Source organism: Aliamphritea spongicola (assembly GCF_017051665.1).
Taxonomy (GTDB): Bacteria; Pseudomonadota; Gammaproteobacteria; order Pseudomonadales; family Balneatricaceae; genus Amphritea; species Amphritea spongicola.
In genome coordinates this window covers 1-18,054 of sequence record NZ_JAFIDL010000006.1, presented here as the reverse complement: position 1 = coordinate 18,054, position 18,054 = coordinate 1, and the positions used below count along the sequence as shown (strand labels likewise).

Here is an 18,054-nt window from a genome sequence, read left to right as displayed (position 1 = left end):
GATGGAAACCTATCAGTGTATTAATATCGAACAGGCTGTTGCCCTGATGGAAGACGGTACAGTCGTTGTAGACATTCGTGACCCACAAAGCTTTGCTGCCGGCCACATTGTAAACGCCAGCCATCTGAGCAATGAAAACCTGCATACATTTATCACCGGTGCGGATATGGATCAGCCGGTCATTGTCTGCTGCTATCACGGTCACAGCAGCCAGTCTGCGGCACAGCTGCTGATTGGTCAGGGATTTGATCAGGTCTACAGCCTCGACGGTGGCTATCAGCTCTGGCAGGCAAATAAGCCTGAAATGTGCAGCGCCCCTGAGGCCTGAATATGCAAATCTATCTGGTGGGCGGCGCGGTTCGCGACAAACTTCTGGGGTATCCGGTGTATGACCGGGACTGGGTCGTGGTCGGTGCGTCACCGGATATCATGCTGCAGCAGGGTTTCCGGCCTGTCGGACAGGACTTCCCTGTGTTTATCCACAAGGACAGCGGTGAGGAATACGCGCTGGCCCGCACCGAACGTAAATCGGGTAAAGGCTATACAGGCTTTCAGTACCATGCCAGCCCGGATGTCACCCTTGAAGAAGATTTACTGCGCCGCGACCTGACCATCAACGCGATGGCGGAAAGTGCTGATGGCCAGATTATCGACCCGTATAACGGCCAGCAGGATCTGCAACAACGCATTCTGCGTCATGTCTCCCCCGCTTTTGCAGAAGACCCGTTACGGGTGTTACGTGTCGCCCGGTTTGCTGCCCGCTATGCCCACCTGGGCTTTACCCTTGCACCGGAAACACTGGCACTGATGCAACAGCTGGCCAGCAGTGACGAACTTGAGTTTCTCACCCCGGAACGGGTCTGGCAGGAAATGCAGCGGGCATTGGGAGAGCAAAGCCCACAAACGTTTTTCCAAATACTGGAAGAGTGTCACGCCAACGGTAAACTGTTCCCGGAACTGACGATTTCCCCCTCAGAACTGATACTTCTGAATACACCGGTATCTGCTGAAGTCCGCTGTGCTTTGCTGTTATTTAAAGCGGCTACAGATGCTTCAGTCATTAAGACTTTCAGTGAACGCCAACGGCTGCCCAATCTGTTTCGCGATCTGGCGCTGCAGTTGTTCCGCGGTGCCGATGACCTGCTGAACTTTCCACACCTGACAGCGGATGCCTGCCTGCAGTTAATTCTGGATTTAGACCTAATCCGTCGCCCTGAGCGGCTGACAAACCTGTTTGCAGCCTGCAAAACGCTTAATGACCAACAGGCTCTTGCCGCTGAAACACAACTGCCTGAACTCCTGAGCCAGCTAGGCAGCATAGTTCCCCGGGACATCATGGCAGAGGGTTTTAAAGGTAAAGCGCTGGGAGAGGAAATAAAACGGCGCCAGCTCACCATCTGCGAACAGGCTATTGATCCTCAAGACCAATAAGCGGACTCTCCATCACAGCCGCGACGGCTGTGAGTAACTCACGCTCAACCACAGAAACTTTGCCATCCTGACGGGCACATCGTACCAGTCCCTTAAGGTAGCGGGATTTCAATAACGGCCCCGCAGCAGCGAGAATAAATACCGCTTCACTGAACGCCTTCAGCTCAGTTTCAGCGCAGGGCTGCTGAGGCAGTAGTTCGATGTTATAAAAGCCGGCGGTGCTGGCGGCCAGATTAAAGTGCCGTTCAAGGTCAGCCCCACTGCTGTCAGACTGCCGTCCATGCCAGACAAGCATTGATGCGACCCGCTCAAATGCCCCCGCCTGATCATCCTCGGACTGCTCGAGCATCCGGGCTCGGCGGCGTATGCCGTAGTGGCCGTCACAATAATGACCGGTTAACTGATACAGGCACCACTCAAACAGATCAATCTGCTTATCGGCTCTGATCAGTTGCATCAGTAAACGCTTATACCCACGGTACTGTTCAGCAGACTGCAGTTTCAGGGCAGGCATCGCCATTAACACCCAGGGCAAATATACACCGCGGGAAACATCCTTAAGCATCTTTGTGAGCTTTTCTGTCTGTTCCGCCAGTGCAGGATCAAATCCGGACAACATATGCATCTGCTGCTCACGTAAAGAGGTATCGGTTGCCAACAGCAGCACCGGTAAAATTGCCCGGGCAGCAAAAGCGTCATGGGCGATCGCGACCAATGCTTCCGGCAATTCAGTTTCAGATACCAGATCCAGATCCGAGATTTCAGCCACATCCAGTACGGCACTGCTGAGAATCATGGTCGTCACCGCGCCCAACACCTGTTGCTTGTGGTCACCCTCATGTTCTTTGACATGCTCTCTGGCTTTCTGCCAGCGATCTTCAGAAAAACGACCGTCCCAGTTCGGCTCAATTGCCAAAATACGTTGCCGTAATGGCGGATGTGTCGCCAGTAAACTCATAGCCGCACCATTAATGTTGGCAAAAAACAAATGGCTGGCTTCATGACAACGGTGATTATCGATCCGGCTGCTGCTCTTAATACTGCCAATCGCTTTCAGTGCGCCACCAATACCTGCCGGATTACGGGTTAAACGTACCGCGGCGGCATCTGCCAGAAACTCCCGCTGACGCCCCACGGCAGCCTTAATGACTCTGGCACCGGCAATACCTGTCCAGCCGATTACAAACAACCCCAGCCCAAACGGTTTCGCCCGCACAGATGTTCGGCTGTACAGCAGCTCACGGCCAATTTCACCGATCCACATCAGCCCGTGCAGCAACACCAGCAAACGCATATTCAAACGCATATCGCCGTTAAAAATATGGCTGATCTCATGGGCTACCACCCCCTGTAGTTCATCCCTGCTGAGATGATCCAGTGCGCCCTGACTGACACACACAACGGCATCAGAGGGCCGCAGGCCAGCCGCAAATGCGTTAATCCCGGCTTCCTGGGTTAACAGGTAAACCGGCGGCACCGGAATCCCCGCCGCAATTGACATTTCTTCGGTAACATTGAGTAAACGCCGCTGTTCGGCATACCGGGTAGCGGGTAATACCTGCGTTGCCCCCATGGAGTCTGCAATGGCTGCACCACCACGGCAGACTTCATGCCACTTCAGCCACGCGGTAATGATCAGGCCACTGCAAACCGCAACCGCAACCCAGGCAAACCGCTGCAAAGTATAATATTCAAGCAGTTCTGCCTGCTGATTGTAGTAACCGCCATCATCAATCCACAGCCAGGTCACCACAAACAAGGTGGTTAATCCGATGATAAGAAGGGTAATGCAGAGAAACAGAGCAACCAGCCAGTAGCTTCGCTTACCGGCCTGTGCCTGTGCTTCGTAGAAGTTCATCCGGTTTTAAAATCAGAAACTGACTTCAGGGGCTTTCTGGATCTGTTCCCGGTCAGCGATTTCCAGCAAGCTGGCATCGGCTTTATGCCCAAACAGGCCCGCAAAAATCACTGGCGGAAAACTCTGTTTATATTCGTTGTAGTCGGTAACCGCATCGTTAAACCCCTGGCGGGCAAACGCCACACGATTCTCGGTTGATGTAAGTTCTTCACTGAGCTGCTGCATCTGACCATCAGCTTTCAGCTCAGGGTAATCTTCAACGACCAGATTAAATCGCCCCAGCGCAGCCTGTAAACCGGACTCAGCCATCCCCAGCTGCTGTAAAGAGTCGGCACTCTGAGCACTGGCCATAGCACTATCCAGCCCTGCCCGCGCCTGATTGCGGGCACTGATAACCGCCTCCAGGGTTTCACGCTCGTGCTTGAGGTAACCCTTAGCTGTTTCCACCAGATTCGGTATCAGGTCATAGCGGCGTTTTAACTGCACATCTATTTGCGAAAACGCGTTCTGATGCCGGTTACGCAGGCTGACCAGACTGTTAAACACTGTAATCACATAACCGATAACAATGACCGCCACAACAATGCTGATAATGGTTGTCAGATCCATAACGCCACTCCCTAAGCCGAATTAACTGATGTTTTAAACCGCCGAAATTTGCTTTTCCTGCCAGATAAAGTCCACCGCCGTTAACGGCTGCTTGTCTTTATCCGCATCCCGCCACAAATCCTGATACGTTTCACCGGACTCCGGATGACGTGATTTTGGTGACAGTTCCGCCAGAGGCCGTAACACAAAGCTGTTCACCAGCACTTCTGCACGGGGTAACTGAACACCGTCAAAGTCGCCGATGAGATTATCATAAGTCAGGATATCAATATCCAGCGTCCGGCCCAGGCTGTCACTCTTGCGACAGCGTCCGTGCTGATCTTCAATATCCTTCAGCGTCGCATTCAGCGCCGCCAGCTCAAGATCAGTCGTAAACTCAGCAACCAGATTGTAAAACGGTGCACCGTCAAAACCGACAGCATCACTTTCATAGACCGGCGACAAGCGCAACTCACTGAAAGTTGCCTGCAATGCATCCAGAGCGCCACAAATATTATGTTCACGTTCCTGATTGCTGCCGATACTGACGAATACTTTTGCCATTAAAAACGCTCTCCCCGCTCAATAATGATCCCCACATCCTGAGCCGCCGGGACTGCACCGGGTTTACCCAGCTGCAAACGCACCCAGCGCACTCCAAACTCGTTGGCAAGGATCTTAGTGACTTCTTCAGCCATAGTTTCAATCAGCTGGAACTCACTGTTCGCAATAAAATCAATCAACCGTTCAGAGATAGTTTTGTAGTTAAGTGTGTTATCCACATCTTCACTGGAAGCCGCCGACAGGATATCGGTCCCCATCTCAATATCCAGTACCACACGCTGGCGGATCTCCCGTTCCCAGTCGTAAATACCGATAATGGTTTCAATCTCAAGACCTTTAATATAAACAATATCCATTACTATCTTGTAACCTGTTGATAAATCGAATTAAAAAAACACGTGTAAATGCAGTGCATAAACGGATGACCTGATAGTCAACATAGGACATCAGGATGTCAATACTGTTATACAGGCAGTGTATTACGTCTGACGGTCAGAAGCTTGCTTATTTCCGTCCCACTTCACTGATGAAATACCGGAAAATAAGAAACCGTCCGAACCCTGAATATACTGCCAAATTCCGGCAAGTTGTTTGTATCTTTACACAATACGCGGTATATAGGACGACACATGAATACCGGTTCTGACCATGAACAGCCCTGATATCGCTATCAACATTGCAATCTTGCTGACCGCTTATCTGCTGGGGTCTATCCCCACAGCGGTTATCGTCTGTCATTGCATGCAAATCAGCGATCCCCGCCAGAAAGGCTCAGGTAATCCCGGCGCCACTAATGTACTGAGAGTTGGCAACAAAGCAGCTGCGGTTATGACTCTGGCCGGTGATCTGCTTAAAGGACTGGCTGCCATCTGGCTTGCGCAATACCTGTTACCTACTGATCACTCAACCACCTTATGGATGGCTTTGGCAGTGCTGGCCGTACTGGGCGGCCATATATGGTCAGTATTCCTGCGCTTTAACGGTGGTAAGGGCGTCGCTACCACCGTGGGGGCCTGCCTGGCATTAGACTGGCATCTGGGGCTGGCTCAGGCGATATGCTGGCTGGCACTTATCGGACTGTTAAAGGTTTCGGCACTGGCGGCACTGGGAATGGCGCTGTTAACCCCCCTGTTTGCCTGGCTGCTTGCCCCACAATGGCTGCTGCTCAGCCTGCTGATATCCTGCATCCTGTTTGCCAGTCATCATCAGAATATCAGTCATTTACTGAAAAAAGCCTGACAGCTCAGATACCCGGCAGAGTATCCAACGGCCAGCGCGGCTGAGCTAAAATGGTCAGATCACTTTGCTGGCCGGCCATCAGACGCTGTGCGCCGGCAAACGCAATCATTGCACCGTTATCCGTACAGAACCGTGGCCGCGCATAAAAAAGTTCAGCCTTTTCTTTAGCAACCATATCGCCCAGTTTACGGCGCAAACGCTGGTTAGCGCTCACCCCTCCGGCAATCACTAACTGTTTAAAACCTGTCTGCTGAAGCGCCCGGCGACATTTAATGGCCAGAGTTTCAACCACTGCATCCTCAAAAGCAGCGGCAATATCGTACTGATCCTGCTCAGCCAGCTCGCCATCAACCCGTAAATTATTACTGGTGTTCAGAGTAAAGGTTTTCAGACCACTAAAGCTCATATCCAGACCCGGACGGTCTGTCATCGGTCGTGGGAACCGAAAACGGCTGCGATCACCCAGCTCTGCCATACGGGCAACTTCCGGCCCGCCAGGATACGCCAGCCCCAGCATCTTGGCGGCTTTATCAAATGCTTCACCGGCAGCATCATCCAGCGACTCTCCCAGCAAGCTGTATTCACCAATAGCATCCACCCGAACTAACTGGGTATGACCGCCGGATACCAGTAAGGCTACAAACGGAAACTTCGGTGGCGTCTCCTCCAGCATAGGTGCCAGCAGGTGGCCTTCCATATGATGCACGCCTAACGCAGGTATACCCCAGCCCAGCGCCATAGCCCGGCCGGTTGCTGCTCCAACCATAAGCGCCCCTATCAACCCTGGGCCTGCGGTATATGCGACCGCATCCAGCTGATCAGGCGTCGTGTCTGCCTGCTGTAGGGTTTCACGCACCAGCGGTAACAACTTACGTACATGATCCCGGGATGCCAGCTCAGGTACTACACCACCGTATTCCGCATGCATTGCCACCTGGCTATATAAAGCATCACCCAATAAACCTTTATCGGTGTCGTAGATCGCTACGCCGGTTTCATCACATGAAGTTTCAATACCCAATACACGCATGCTGGCTTCCACAGGTTAAAAATTGCTAAAAAAATGCTTTTCTGGCCAAAAAAATTCAAATTCAGCCTGCTCTTATCCGGACTTTACTGTAAGATGCCGCGGACTTTGCCCAAGCGGCATAAAAAGCGGCGCCATTATGCTTCAATTTAGAGAAGATTTCATCGCATTTAGCCTTTACAGTGCCATTGCATCAGAATAGAATGTTCGCCCTTATTGGCCAGCTGAGTCTAAACTCAGCCTAATCAGATTAAATTTTTAAGGAAGGTAAGGTATTTAATATGCCAGCAGTTAAAGTTAAAGAAAACGAGCCATTTGACGTAGCTCTGCGTCGTTTCAAGCGTTCTTGCGAAAAAGCAGGTGTTCTGGCTGAAGTACGTCGTCGTGAATTCTACGAGAAGCCAACGTCTGTTCGTAAGCGTAAGGCTGCTGCTGCTGTAAAGCGCCACCTGAAAAAAGTTCAGCGCGAAAACCAGCGTCGCGTACGTCTGTACTAATCATCGGCGGGTTCGTCAACCGGTGACATACTGATTGAGTCAGGTCCTGAGCAAACGCTGAAGACCTGATTATTTCACCCAACAGCTATTTAAGAATTCTAACGGAGCGATTATGTCTGAACTGAAGCAACGCATCAGTGATGAGATGAAAGCAGCTATGCGCGCCAAGCAAAAAGACCGCCTGGCAACCATCCGTATGATTCTCGCTGAAATCAAGCGCATCGAAGTCGATGAGCGGATTACACCTGACGATGCCCGTATTGTCGCCACGCTGGATAAAATGCAAAAACAGCGTCGCGATTCGATCAGCCAGTTTGAAGCGGCTGACCGAAATGATTTGGCCGATATTGAGCAGCAGGAACTCGCTGTCATCAAAGAGTTCCTGCCTCAGGCACTTTCAGAAGCTGAACTCATCAGCATCATTGATCAGGCTGTCACTGATTCCCAGGCGCAAAGCATGCAGGATATGGGTAAAGTAATGGCACTGGTTAAACCTCAGGTACAGGGTCGCGCCGATATGGGCCCAATCAGTCAACTGGTTAAAGACCGCCTGACCTCCTGAGCGATTTGCCTGCACCAGCAGGCCAGTCAGTCATACTGACAACCATTCCCTTAACCGTTAACATACCCGGTAATTGGTTACCCAGGCGAATGTTCCATGGCAGGAAAAATCCCACAATCCTTCATTGACGACCTGCTCGCCCGCATTAACGTGCTGGACATTGTCGAGTCACGGGTAAAACTCAAGCGTACCGGCAAAAACTACTCAGGCCTTTGCCCGTTCCATAAAGAAAAATCCCCTTCGTTTACCGTCAATAACGAAAAACAATTTTATTATTGTTTTGGCTGCGGCGCCGGCGGCAACGCACTGGGGTTCATTATGGAGCACGACCGGCTGAGCTTTCCTGAAGCTGTGGAAGAGCTTGCCAAACTGGCCGGTGTTGAAGTGCCGCGGGATGAATCCCGGGTAGACCATCAGCGGGAGCTGCGCCGTAAAGACATCTTTGCCCTGCTGGAAGAAGCTTCTGACTTTTATCAGGAACAACTTAAACAGCACAGCCAGAAAGCCAAGGCCGTAGATTATCTGAAAGGCCGTGGACTTACCGGCAAAATAGCGGCTCTGTTTGGTATCGGATATGCCCCGCCTGGCTGGGATAACCTGCTGAAAAAACTGACTCAGTCTGACGCGGATAAGCCCCGCCTGGAACAGGCAGGCATGCTTATTCACAAAGAAGAAAGCGACCGCTACTACGACCGTTTCCGTGACCGCATCATGTTCCCGATCCGGGATATGCGCGGCCGGGTTATTGCATTCGGCGGTCGGGTTCTGGGGGACGAAAAACCCAAATACCTCAACTCACCGGAAACCGAAACCTTCCATAAAAGCCGCGAACTGTACGGCCTTTATGAAGCCCGCAAATTTAACCAGAATCTGACCAAACTGATCATTGTTGAGGGCTATATGGATGTCGTCGGCCTTGCCCAGTACGGCATCAGTTATGCGGTTGCAACCCTGGGTACCGCCACTACCGCTCAGCACCTGGAACGCATTTTTAAAATGGTCGACGAAGTTATCTTTTGCTTCGATGGTGACCAGGCCGGCCGTAAAGCAGCAAGCCGCGCACTGGAAACGACATTACCGGTCATCAAAGACGGTAAACAGGCCCGTTTTCTATTCCTGCCCGAAGGCGAAGACCCTGACAGTCTGGTTCGCCAGGAAGGCACTGAAAATTTTGAGCAGCGCCTGCAGGAGGCCCTACCCCTGTCGGACTTTTTCTTCCGTACCCTCGGAGAAGATGCTGACCTGAACAGTCTGGACGGCCGCGCCAGCTTCAGTAATCAGGCCCTGCCAATGATTCAGCTTATGCAGCCAAGCATTCTCCAGCAGATGATGCAGGAAAAAATCAGCGAACTTACCGGCCTGAGCTTTGAACAACTAAACAGCATTACCAACCTGCAGGAAGCTACCAGAGCCCCTCAGCAACCTGCTGCCCATAGCTACGAACACGAACCGGCTATGCAGTACGATGACTACCCCCAGCCTGAATACGATCAGGGTGGCAGTTATTATGACAATGACTATTCAGGCTACAGTAACGACCAGCAGCACAGTGGCAACGATTTCTCGCCAAAAAGCAAAGGCCGGGGCAACAAGGGCAAAGGCAAGTTTAAAAACAAGAATTTCCGCCAGGATAAACAGGAATTCCGACCTCCTCAGGATCTGAATATCCGGATCACACCGGCAAGCAGCGCCATCTCTATTCTGCTGCATGCGCCGCATCTGGCAAATGGCTGCGAGCTCGACTTTCTGGCCAAGAGTAAAAACCAGACAGAACTGTTGCTGTATCGGTTAGTGGAATATCTTCGCCTGACACCTGACGCAACATTGGGAATGTTGTTTGTTGACTGGGAATCAGATTCTGAGCTCGCTGGCTACTTGCATACACTCAACGAAATTTCCCATTTAGAGCCGATTCAGAATACTGACAGCGCCCAGAATGTTCTCAGTGACTCTCTGCAACGTCTGCAAGAACGCAGCATCGATCAGCAAATCGATGAACTGAAATCATTAAAACAGCGCTCAGCCGAAGATAATCAACGTCTGAATCAGCTTTTAATGCAGCAACACTCGAGCAGATCCGGACGCTAAGCCCTTGAAGTATTGGGCATTACCCCCATCTATTTACTATGCTTAATCAGAGACTTTAAGAAAGTATTTCTGACACCTGAATTAAACAGCAAAAATCGTAAACTTTTTAACCACTTTGATACGATCCAACCGAGTATATCGGTAGTAATCACAACGGTCTGTCGCTATAATGTCGGGCTAATTTTTCACTCTGTCATCATCATGAAGGGCACTTATGTCAGACACCTCCCAGCAGCAGTCACGCCTCAAGGAACTGATCGCACGCGGTAAGGAACAAGGCTACCTTACCTACGCTGAAGTCAATGACCACCTGCCAGAAGATATTGCCGATCCGGATCAAGTCGAAGACATCATTCGCATGATCAACGACATGGGCATTTCTGTAACCGAAGAAGCGCCTGATGCAGAAACTCTGCTGATGACCGAAGGCGATTCTGCAGAAGAAGCAGACGATGAAGCCGTTGCCGCACTGGCTGCCGTTGAATCAGATGCCGGCCGTACAACTGACCCGGTCCGCATGTACATGCGTGAAATGGGTACTGTAGAACTGCTGACCCGCCAGGGCGAGATTGAAATCGCAAAACGCATCGAAGAAGGCCTGCGTGAAGTCATGGCTGGTCTGGCTGCGTTCCCAGGCTCTGTAGAAGCTATTCTGGGTGCTTACGATGCCACCCTGGAAGAAGAAGGCCGCCTGAGCGATATCTTCAGTGGGTATATTGATCCGGATGAAGGTAATGAAATCCCAACTGCCGCACCTTCGACTGTTGCTGAAACCGATTCTGAAGATGATGACGAATCAGAAGAAGACGATGATGACGAAGAGAAAGAGCGCGGACCGGATCCGGAAGAAGCAAAACGCCGCTTCGATCTGGTACGCAGCACTTACATCACGTATCTGAAAGCAACCGAAAGTCAGGGCCGTGACAGCAAAGCTGCCGCGAAAGCTTTTAACGAACTGACCGATGCGTTTTCACCGATTAAACTGGCCCCGCGTTATTACGACATGCTGGTTGATAACGTACGTGACGCTATTGACCGCATTCGCCGTCAGGAGCGTACCATCATGCAGATTTGCACCCAGCGTGCAAAAATGCCGCGCCGTCAGTTTATTAAAGAATTCCCAGGCAATGAAACCAACACTGAATGGCTTCAGAACCTGATCAATTCAGATGCAGCCTATGCGCCTGCACTGAAACGCCATGAGATCGAACTCAAGCGCGCACAGAAAAAACTGATCCAGATTGAAGGTGACATCCAGCTGACACTGAATGAGATGAAAGACGTTAACCGTCGCATGTCTATCGGTGAAGCACGTGCCCGTCGCGCGAAAAAGGAAATGGTTGAAGCCAACCTGCGTCTGGTAATCTCAATCGCTAAGAAATACACCAACCGTGGCTTACAGTTCCTGGATCTGATTCAGGAAGGTAACATCGGCCTGATGAAAGCAGTGGATAAGTTTGAATACCGTCGCGGTTACAAATTCTCCACATACGCAACCTGGTGGATCCGTCAGGCAATCACCCGTTCGATTGCTGACCAGGCACGTACCATCCGTATCCCGGTACACATGATCGAAACCATCAACAAGCTGAACCGTATCTCACGTCAGATGCTGCAGGAAATGGGTCGTGAACCTACCCCTGAAGAACTGGCTGAACGTATGGATATGCCTGAAGATAAGATCCGCAAGGTTCTGAAAATCGCAAAAGAACCTATTTCAATGGAAACCCCAATCGGCGACGATGAAGATTCAAGCCTGGGTGATTTCATTGAAGACGTAACCATTGATTCCCCTGTTGATTCTGCGACTGGCGAAGGTCTGCGCGAAGCAACCAAGGAAGTTCTGGCCGGCCTGACAGCCCGTGAAGCCAAAGTGTTGCGTATGCGTTTCGGTATCAATATGAACACTGACCACACCCTTGAAGAGGTTGGTAAGCAGTTTGATGTAACCCGTGAGCGTATCCGTCAGATCGAAGCAAAAGCCCTTCGTAAGCTACGTCACCCAAGCCGTTCAGACCACCTGCGTGGCTTCCTGGACGATCATTAAAACTAGTTAAATCAAACTCTTGTGCCCATTTTACCTTGTGGTATTATGGGCACCCTCCTGTGGGGGCCTTTAGCTCAGTTGGTTAGAGCATCCGACTCATAATCGGCAGGTCCTGGGTTCGAGTCCCGGAAGGCCCACCATCATTTATTTCTCTCTTAGATTTTGAGCATCCGACTCACTCTTTATAGATCTCACAGGTCTTGGGCTCGAGCCCCGGAAGGCCCACCATCTTATACGCATTCTTTTAGAGCATCCGACTCGCTCTTTATAGATCTCACAGGTCCTGAATCCGAGTCCCGGAAGGCCCACCATCACTTTTTCATTCTTAGATTTAAAGCATCCGACTCACTCTTTATTCTTTATAAAAAGTTGGCACAAAGCACCTGAGTTTAAGCCCCGAGGACCACCGTCAACGTCTCTTACTCTCTTAGATATCAAACCTCTTAACAGATTTATAGATCTCTCAGACTGTCATCCAACACGACAACAGAATACTGCTTATCACTCTGCCAAATGACTGAACTGCGAATTGATGGATATCAAATACTCTTAGCTAGCAGCAGGATACATTTCTAACCACTAAATTTGCTTAACAAAACAGAGGTACATTATGGGTTGCTGTGGCTCCTGTGACGGACAAAATGACGAAAAACCAACTGAAAAAGAAACCGAGGGCAATAAAACCGAATCGACTGATTCTGAATAAACGCTCAGAACCAAAGCCAATCTTACCGCCAGCTTCACTTCTCCCTCCCTGAAGCTGGTATAACTCAAAATTCACCAACACTTTCGCTGCCTGCAATATATTCACAGCAACAGCATCACCACCAATTTTTAGCCTTCCTGCTATTTTTCTGATATTCCGCGCAATAAAAAGCCCGGTCACTGATATCAGCAACCGGGCTCTTCTATATAGAAAAGCAGAATAGCTTTTAGCCGTAGAGTTCCTGCTTAAACTTCTCAACCTGCTGCTGCAGCTCTTCAAGGCTGTTATGGCGCAGATTCAGATGGCCAACCTTACGGTTCGGACGCAGGGATTTATTGTACTTATGCAGCTGTACATTACTCATATCCACCATTTCCGGGGTTGGGTCACAACCCAGCAGGTTAACCATGGCAGAATGACCTGTCGGCTCAGTGGTACCCAGGCCAACAGAAGTAATCGCACGCATATGATTTTCAAACTGTGTACAAATGCCTGCAATCTGAGTCCAGTGGCCGCTGTTATGCACACGGGGCGCCAGCTCATTCACAATGAGCTTGCCATCGCTGACAAATAATTCAATCGCCAGCACACCTACATAATTAAGCTTGTTGAAGATTGCATCAGCGATCTCTTTGGCCTGCGCGGTCATTTCATCAGTCAGCGCAGGAGCCGGAGCAACAGAGCTCAGCAGAATACCGCCACTGTGGTGGTTTTCTGCCAACGGGTAGCAGTTGATATCACCGTTTGGTGAACGTGCTGCGACCAGAGATACTTCCCGCTCAAACTTAACAAAGCCTTCAACAACAACTTCAGGTAAAACCGTATCGCTGTTCAGCAAGTCAGTCAGTTGCTGTGGATTTTCGATCAGCCACTGCCCCCGGCCATCGTAGCCTTCTTCACATGACTTAATCAGTACCGGAGTACCCATTTCATCAATCGCAGCCTGCAGCTCTTCATCGCTGTTCGCCACGCGGAAATTCGCAGTCGGAATCCCCAGATTATTCAGGAAGGTTTTCTCACGGCCACGGTGCTGACACACTTCTATTGCTTCTGGCTGAGGATAGACTGCACAGTGCGGTACCAGTGTCTTCAGCAATGCTGTATCAACATGCTCACGCTCAACGGTCACCACATCCGGTCCACCCAGCGCAGTAAACAGTGAATTGCCTGTCATATCATCGGTCAGGTCAACGATGTCGCCCAGTCCTTTAACACAGGTTGTATTCTCACCAGCACCGGCCAGAAACGTAAAGCGGTAACCCATTGGCCAGCCTGCCAGCGCCATCATCCGCGCCAGCTGTCCACAGCCTACAATTGCAATATGCATTAACATACCTCCAGTGGCACACTGTCAGTCTGATTCTTACGCCACGCCTGCAGACGTGCACTCAGAGCTTCATCCTGCAGAGCAAGCATCTGAGCAGCCATCAGACCAGCATTATAGCCGCCGGCTTCACCAATCGCCTGACAGGCAACAGCAACACCTTTAGGCATCTGAACCATAGACATCAGGCTGTCCATACCTTTCATGTATTTACTTGCCACCGGCACAGCAATAACCGGCAGGTGCGTCATTGCGGCAGCCATACCCGCAAGATGAGCAGCACCGCCTGCACCGGCAATAATCACCTGGATACCACGGGTATGTGCTTCGCTGGCAAACTGATGCAGACGATCCGGTGTACGGTGAGCAGAAACCACCTGAGTTTCAAATTCCACCCCCAGTTCTTTCAGGGGTATAGTAGCCAGCTCCATGGTCGGCCAGTCGGACTGTGATCCCATAATGATGCTTACTGTCACATTGCTCATCAATAAATACCTGCGTTGTATTTGGCTTAAGCTGTAAGTTTACATATTACTGTCTGAAAACACGCTACGGCCCATGTTCACGGAACACAGGCGGTATTCAAAAGAGTAATAAAGGTTCTGATTGGCGACGGGGAAGGCAGGCATATAAAGGCCGGAGCAGCATTTAAAATTCATTCGCAGCCGGTATCCGGTACTGAAGAACATGCTCTGGATATGACGGCTGGCTGCCGTCCCGATCAGAGGCCGCTATGATACCAAAACTAGCTATAAAATAACCATTTTCTTTCGGCACAGGCGCAATAATGACAGGCACTGCCGGCGGTGTATTCCGGCAGCGCCGCGAATACTTACCGGTTTACTTCGGCAGTGACTAAATCATAGAGCTGCTGCGCACCAAAGCTAGGCAAGGCTTTACCATTCACAAAAAATGTTGGCGTTTTTTCAACTTTCATCGTTCTTACATCCGCCGCTTCCTGCTTCAGCAAGGACGTCACAGTAATTGCATTCGCATCTTTTTCTGCCTGAGCAATATCCAGGCCAGCAAACTCCGCTGCAGCCCAGGCCTTACTGATATCAGGACTGCCGTGTATAGCCCACTCAGGCTGACGCTTGAGAATCTCCTCAAGCACCGGCTTAAACAGATCCTGCTTACGCGCCGCCTCTAAAATACGGACAACCTCATCGGAGCCTTCGTGAAATGTGGTATACCGAAGTACAAGGCGCACATCCTGTGGATATTCAGCCATAATTCTCTTCACGAAGGGATAAAAGGCACGACAAGCCTCACAGGCCGGATCAAAGAATTCAACAATCGTTACTTTGGCATTAGCAGGCCCGAAAGAAGGCGAGTAAGGCCGCTCCAACGATGCAGTGTCTGCAACAGATTGTGCTGAATTAATTTGATTTTGCTGCCACACATAACCTGCAACCACAAAAACCAATAAGGCCAATACTGAAACAAGGATGACGATCTTGGAACGGCTCATTATTTATTCTTCCTGATAACCAAACAAAGTAAGCAGGCAATGACCACAAAGCTGATCAACGCTAGATAAGGTAACGGCAGCCAGCCGAATATTGTCATAGAGCTGCCACTGCAAGACGTGCCCGACCCGCAGGGCACAATCTCTCCGGTAATAACACCGGCATAAGTCAGAGAATGATAAAACGCAAATACAGCACCCACAGCCACCAAAGGCAATGCATACATCACAGCATTAAAGTCAGATCTGAAACTGCCCAGCCCCAGAATCAGCACCAAAGGAAACATCGCAATACGCTGATACCAGCAAAGCGTACATGGCATTTGCCCCATCACTTCACCAATAAAAACAGCACTGAGTGATGCAATCAGCGCGATAAACCAGGCCAGCAGTAAAAACCACCACCCCGGCATTTCAACAGAATTTTGAGACATTATATTTCCCGTTAAAAGTACACGGATGTCCGGCTGAAATGTCACCGGCCAGAGATTAATCCGGGCAATTTTAAAGCCTGAAGTGGCTACAGAGTCAAAAGGAGATATCAACAATTAGGCTTATTTAAAAAACTGTTATAGGATACTTCTGGCGTCACAATTATAACGTAATAAAAATCTCACACCTCAGGGATAGAGTTTAAGTAAGTCCTCTCAACATAAAGAGGTAGTAATGCTTAAACAGTCAGTCATCTTTCTGATCTGCTTACTGTGCCCAATACTTGCCCCGGCACAGGAAAACCTGCGAATCGGCTTTAACAATGTAGATTCCTTTCCCTATTTCCTTGGTAAAGGTGAAGCACTTGCATCGCCTCCAGGTATATCTGTTGACCTGATAAATTATGTCTCCGAGGAACTCCAACTGAACATCGACTATCAGCGCATGCCCGGGCAACGTGTGTTACAGAGCCTGAAAAGAGGCGATCTGGACGCAGCATTTATATTTTCTTACAAAGAAGCACGACGGGAATTTGGTGTATTTCCCATGAAGGATGGCAAGGTTGATACCGAGAGACGTATGGACACCCTTTCATACGTACTCTACCGTCCTGTAAGCAGCAAACTTAACTGGAATGGCTCTGACTTCGAGCAACTCAATGGCAGTCTCGCGGCAAAACTCAATTATTCTATCGTTGCGGACATTAAGAAAAAAAGCATAGAAGTGGTCGAAGGGCGAAGTACCTCTCAACTCTTTTCAATGCTGGCAGCTAAACGGGTTGAAGGCGTGGTCGACCAGGAAGCAATCGCTGATGCATACCTCCAGAAACAGCAAACCAGTAAATTTGAAAAAGCACGGCTACCTCTGGCAGAAAAACATTATTACTTAATTTTCAGCCACCAGTTTGCTGAGAAAAACCCTCAGATAACCGAGTCTATTTGGGATCTGGTCGCCGCAAACCGGGACAGAATATACCGTACCCGCATGCCCGGTTATTACGGTTATCTGGACGCACGGAAGTAAGCCTACACAAGTGCTTTGCGATAAACACTTAATGCCTGCACTTTGCTGCTGCCAGCAACCTCACACATCTCTGTTGCGTGAAGAGTCGCCCCAAAGCGCTCAGCAACACGGATACTGGAAATATTTTCCGGCAGGCAACGCCACTCGACTTCCTGAACGCCGAAATCTCTGATCAGAACATCTGAAAAATATATAAGGCAACGGTTTATAATACCTTTACCCTGACTATTCTCAGCAATGAAGCAACCCAGCTCAGCTCTGCCATCAACAATCGATTTCGCGCCAAAAATTCCGCACAACTGCCCAGAAACATAAACTTTATACCAGGCAGATAACAGCCCCGGAACTGCCACACGCTGGCGAATAAACATCGCCGTCGACGACACGTCGTTAACATCAGCTACCCAGGCTAAATACCTATCCAGATACTGGCGGTTCTCCCGGATAAGCTGCCATAGGACTTCCGCATCACTCTCCTGCAGAGATGCCAGCACGATCTCGTTATCCACAACCAACTCTGAAGCATTCATAAACTTTACCTGCACAGGATATTCCGCTTATAGTAACTGTTCACTGTCACAAAGCCATAAAACAAACACATGAAAGCTGCCGCTATACATATCCTGGTTAAAACCAAACCTGAAGCAGAAAAAATCCTCAAACAACTCGAGAAAGGTGAAGACTTTGCCAAACTGGCAAAAAAACACTCTATCTGCCCTTCAGCAAAGCGCGGTGGTGATCTGGGCGAATTCAGAAAAGGTAAAATGGTAAAAGCATTTGATGACGTGGTGTTTAAAAAACCCTTACTAAAAGTACACGGACCGGTTAAAACAAAATTTGGCTACCATCTGATTAAAACCATTTACCGGGACTGATGTCATCTCCTCACAGTAAGCCTTAACCAAGCAAACGTCCTTTCCTACAGATATTACAAGCCACTGTAACGTAACAGCCTTTTCTTAAAGAGGCGCTTTATCAAGTACTTGGCGATAGATATCCTCACAGCAAGCGGGGAGTCTCTGCTCATGCCTTCTAGCGATAGATTTCTCGCATCACCATTTCCTGCAGACGAAAAAAAACCCTGCTACAACGTAGCAGGGCTTTCTTAATTAGGTGCTTGGCGATGACCTACTCTCACATGGGGAAGCCCCACACTACCATCGGCGCTAAGACGTTTCACTTCCGAGTTCGGTAAGGGAT

At 49.8% G+C, this 18,054-nt stretch carries 20 protein-coding genes, 1 tRNA gene and 1 rRNA gene; 10 read left to right on the top strand and 12 right to left on the bottom strand.

All coding sequences use genetic code 11. From position 1 onward, the window contains the following. Position 1: 1 nt before the first annotated feature. Positions 2-328, top strand: a complete 327-nt coding sequence (gene glpE, locus JYB63_RS16425; protein WP_205658993.1) for a thiosulfate sulfurtransferase GlpE — start codon at positions 2-4, stop codon at positions 326-328. A gap of 2 nt (positions 329-330) precedes the next feature. Beyond that, the gene (locus tag JYB63_RS16420) at positions 331-1,431 is read left to right on the top strand and encodes a tRNA nucleotidyltransferase/poly(A) polymerase-related protein (protein WP_205658992.1); all 1,101 of its coding nucleotides are present in this window, start codon (positions 331-333) and stop codon (positions 1,429-1,431) included. On the opposite strand, the gene JYB63_RS16415 is transcribed toward JYB63_RS16420, so the two are convergent. The 4 genes from JYB63_RS16415 to folB are packed head-to-tail and all read right to left on the bottom strand — an operon-like array spanning position 1,409 to position 4,797. Continuing rightward, entirely contained in the window at positions 1,409-3,289 is a 1,881-nt protein-coding gene (locus tag JYB63_RS16415) for a M48 family metallopeptidase (protein WP_205658991.1), read from the bottom strand. The genes JYB63_RS16420 and JYB63_RS16415 overlap by 23 nt on opposite strands. Positions 3,290-3,301: 12 nt before the next feature. Continuing rightward, entirely contained in the window at positions 3,302-3,898 is a 597-nt protein-coding gene (locus JYB63_RS16410) for a LemA family protein (protein WP_205658990.1), read from the bottom strand. A gap of 33 nt (positions 3,899-3,931) precedes the next feature. Further along, positions 3,932-4,441 carry a 2-amino-4-hydroxy-6-hydroxymethyldihydropteridine diphosphokinase gene (gene folK / locus JYB63_RS16405; RefSeq protein WP_205658989.1) on the bottom strand — a complete coding sequence of 170 codons (510 nt, stop codon included), beginning with the start codon at positions 4,439-4,441 and terminating at the stop codon, positions 3,932-3,934. Continuing rightward, positions 4,441-4,797 (bottom strand): dihydroneopterin aldolase, encoded by a 357-nt coding sequence (gene folB / locus JYB63_RS16400; protein WP_205658988.1) that lies wholly within the window; start codon positions 4,795-4,797, stop codon positions 4,441-4,443. Before folB ends, folK begins: the two co-directional genes overlap by 1 nt. Before the next feature lie 292 nt (positions 4,798-5,089). On the opposite strand from folB, the gene plsY reads away from it, so the two are divergent. After that, positions 5,090-5,680 (top strand): glycerol-3-phosphate 1-O-acyltransferase PlsY, encoded by a 591-nt coding sequence (gene plsY / locus JYB63_RS16395; protein ID WP_205658987.1) that lies wholly within the window; start codon positions 5,090-5,092, stop codon positions 5,678-5,680. A 4-nt stretch (positions 5,681-5,684) separates the two neighbouring features. Here the strand turns inward: plsY and tsaD are convergent, their stop codons facing one another. Next, the gene (gene tsaD / locus JYB63_RS16390) at positions 5,685-6,710 is read right to left on the bottom strand and encodes a tRNA (adenosine(37)-N6)-threonylcarbamoyltransferase complex transferase subunit TsaD (RefSeq protein WP_205658986.1); all 1,026 of its coding nucleotides are present in this window, start codon (positions 6,708-6,710) and stop codon (positions 5,685-5,687) included. A 278-nt stretch (positions 6,711-6,988) separates the two neighbouring features. On the opposite strand from tsaD, the gene rpsU reads away from it, so the two are divergent. The 5 genes from rpsU to JYB63_RS16365 all read left to right on the top strand — a co-directional run bounded on the left by rpsU (position 6,989) and on the right by JYB63_RS16365 (position 12,041). Continuing rightward, a complete protein-coding gene (gene rpsU, locus JYB63_RS16385; RefSeq protein WP_124926012.1) occupies positions 6,989-7,204 on the top strand; it encodes a 30S ribosomal protein S21 in 216 nt (71 codons plus the stop codon). A gap of 112 nt (positions 7,205-7,316) precedes the next feature. Further along, entirely contained in the window at positions 7,317-7,766 is a 450-nt protein-coding gene (locus JYB63_RS16380; RefSeq protein WP_207758401.1) for a GatB/YqeY domain-containing protein, read from the top strand. Between the two features lie 96 nt (positions 7,767-7,862). Beyond that, entirely contained in the window at positions 7,863-9,854 is a 1,992-nt protein-coding gene (gene dnaG / locus JYB63_RS16375) for a DNA primase (RefSeq protein WP_205658985.1), read from the top strand. Positions 9,855-10,068: 214 nt separating this feature from the next. Beyond that, positions 10,069-11,901: an RNA polymerase sigma factor RpoD gene (gene rpoD / locus JYB63_RS16370; RefSeq protein WP_205658984.1), complete on the top strand. Its 1,833-nt coding sequence runs from the start codon at positions 10,069-10,071 to the stop codon at positions 11,899-11,901. Positions 11,902-11,964: 63 nt separating this feature from the next. Further along, positions 11,965-12,041: transfer RNA gene (locus JYB63_RS16365), tRNA-Ile, on the top strand. A 449-nt stretch (positions 12,042-12,490) separates the two neighbouring features. Here the strand turns inward: JYB63_RS16365 and JYB63_RS16360 are convergent. The 5 genes from JYB63_RS16360 to JYB63_RS16340 form a co-directional block, all read right to left on the bottom strand. Continuing rightward, the gene (locus tag JYB63_RS16360) at positions 12,491-12,787 is read right to left on the bottom strand and encodes a hypothetical protein (protein ID WP_205658983.1); all 297 of its coding nucleotides are present in this window, start codon (positions 12,785-12,787) and stop codon (positions 12,491-12,493) included. Positions 12,788-12,833: 46 nt separating this feature from the next. After that, positions 12,834-13,934, bottom strand: a complete 1,101-nt coding sequence (locus JYB63_RS16355) for a 5-(carboxyamino)imidazole ribonucleotide synthase (protein ID WP_205658982.1) — start codon at positions 13,932-13,934, stop codon at positions 12,834-12,836. After that, the gene (gene purE, locus JYB63_RS16350) at positions 13,934-14,416 is read right to left on the bottom strand and encodes a 5-(carboxyamino)imidazole ribonucleotide mutase (RefSeq protein ID WP_205658981.1); all 483 of its coding nucleotides are present in this window, start codon (positions 14,414-14,416) and stop codon (positions 13,934-13,936) included. Before purE ends, JYB63_RS16355 begins: the two co-directional genes overlap by 1 nt. A 347-nt stretch (positions 14,417-14,763) precedes the next feature. Continuing rightward, complete coding sequence (locus tag JYB63_RS16345) at positions 14,764-15,402, bottom strand: DsbA family protein (RefSeq protein ID WP_205658980.1); 639 nt, start codon at positions 15,400-15,402, stop codon at positions 14,764-14,766. Further along, entirely contained in the window at positions 15,402-15,833 is a 432-nt protein-coding gene (locus tag JYB63_RS16340; protein ID WP_205658979.1) for a disulfide bond formation protein B, read from the bottom strand. Before JYB63_RS16340 ends, JYB63_RS16345 begins: the two co-directional genes overlap by 1 nt. A 232-nt stretch (positions 15,834-16,065) precedes the next feature. Here JYB63_RS16340 and JYB63_RS16335 point away from each other — a divergent pair, with 232 nt between their 5' ends. After that, positions 16,066-16,854 (top strand): substrate-binding periplasmic protein, encoded by a 789-nt coding sequence (locus tag JYB63_RS16335; protein WP_205658978.1) that lies wholly within the window; start codon positions 16,066-16,068, stop codon positions 16,852-16,854. Between the two features lie 2 nt (positions 16,855-16,856). Here JYB63_RS16335 and JYB63_RS16330 read toward each other — a convergent pair whose 3' ends face one another. After that, positions 16,857-17,384, bottom strand: coding sequence for a GNAT family N-acetyltransferase (locus JYB63_RS16330; protein ID WP_205658977.1), 528 nt, complete (start codon positions 17,382-17,384; stop codon positions 16,857-16,859). A gap of 69 nt (positions 17,385-17,453) precedes the next feature. On the opposite strand from JYB63_RS16330, the gene ppiC reads away from it, so the two are divergent. Then, positions 17,454-17,729, top strand: a complete 276-nt coding sequence (ppiC, locus tag JYB63_RS16325) for a peptidylprolyl isomerase PpiC (protein ID WP_205658976.1) — start codon at positions 17,454-17,456, stop codon at positions 17,727-17,729. Positions 17,730-17,969: 240 nt separating this feature from the next. Here the strand turns inward: ppiC and rrf are convergent. Beyond that, positions 17,970-18,054 (bottom strand): 5S ribosomal RNA (rrf, locus tag JYB63_RS16320); the annotation flags it as partial.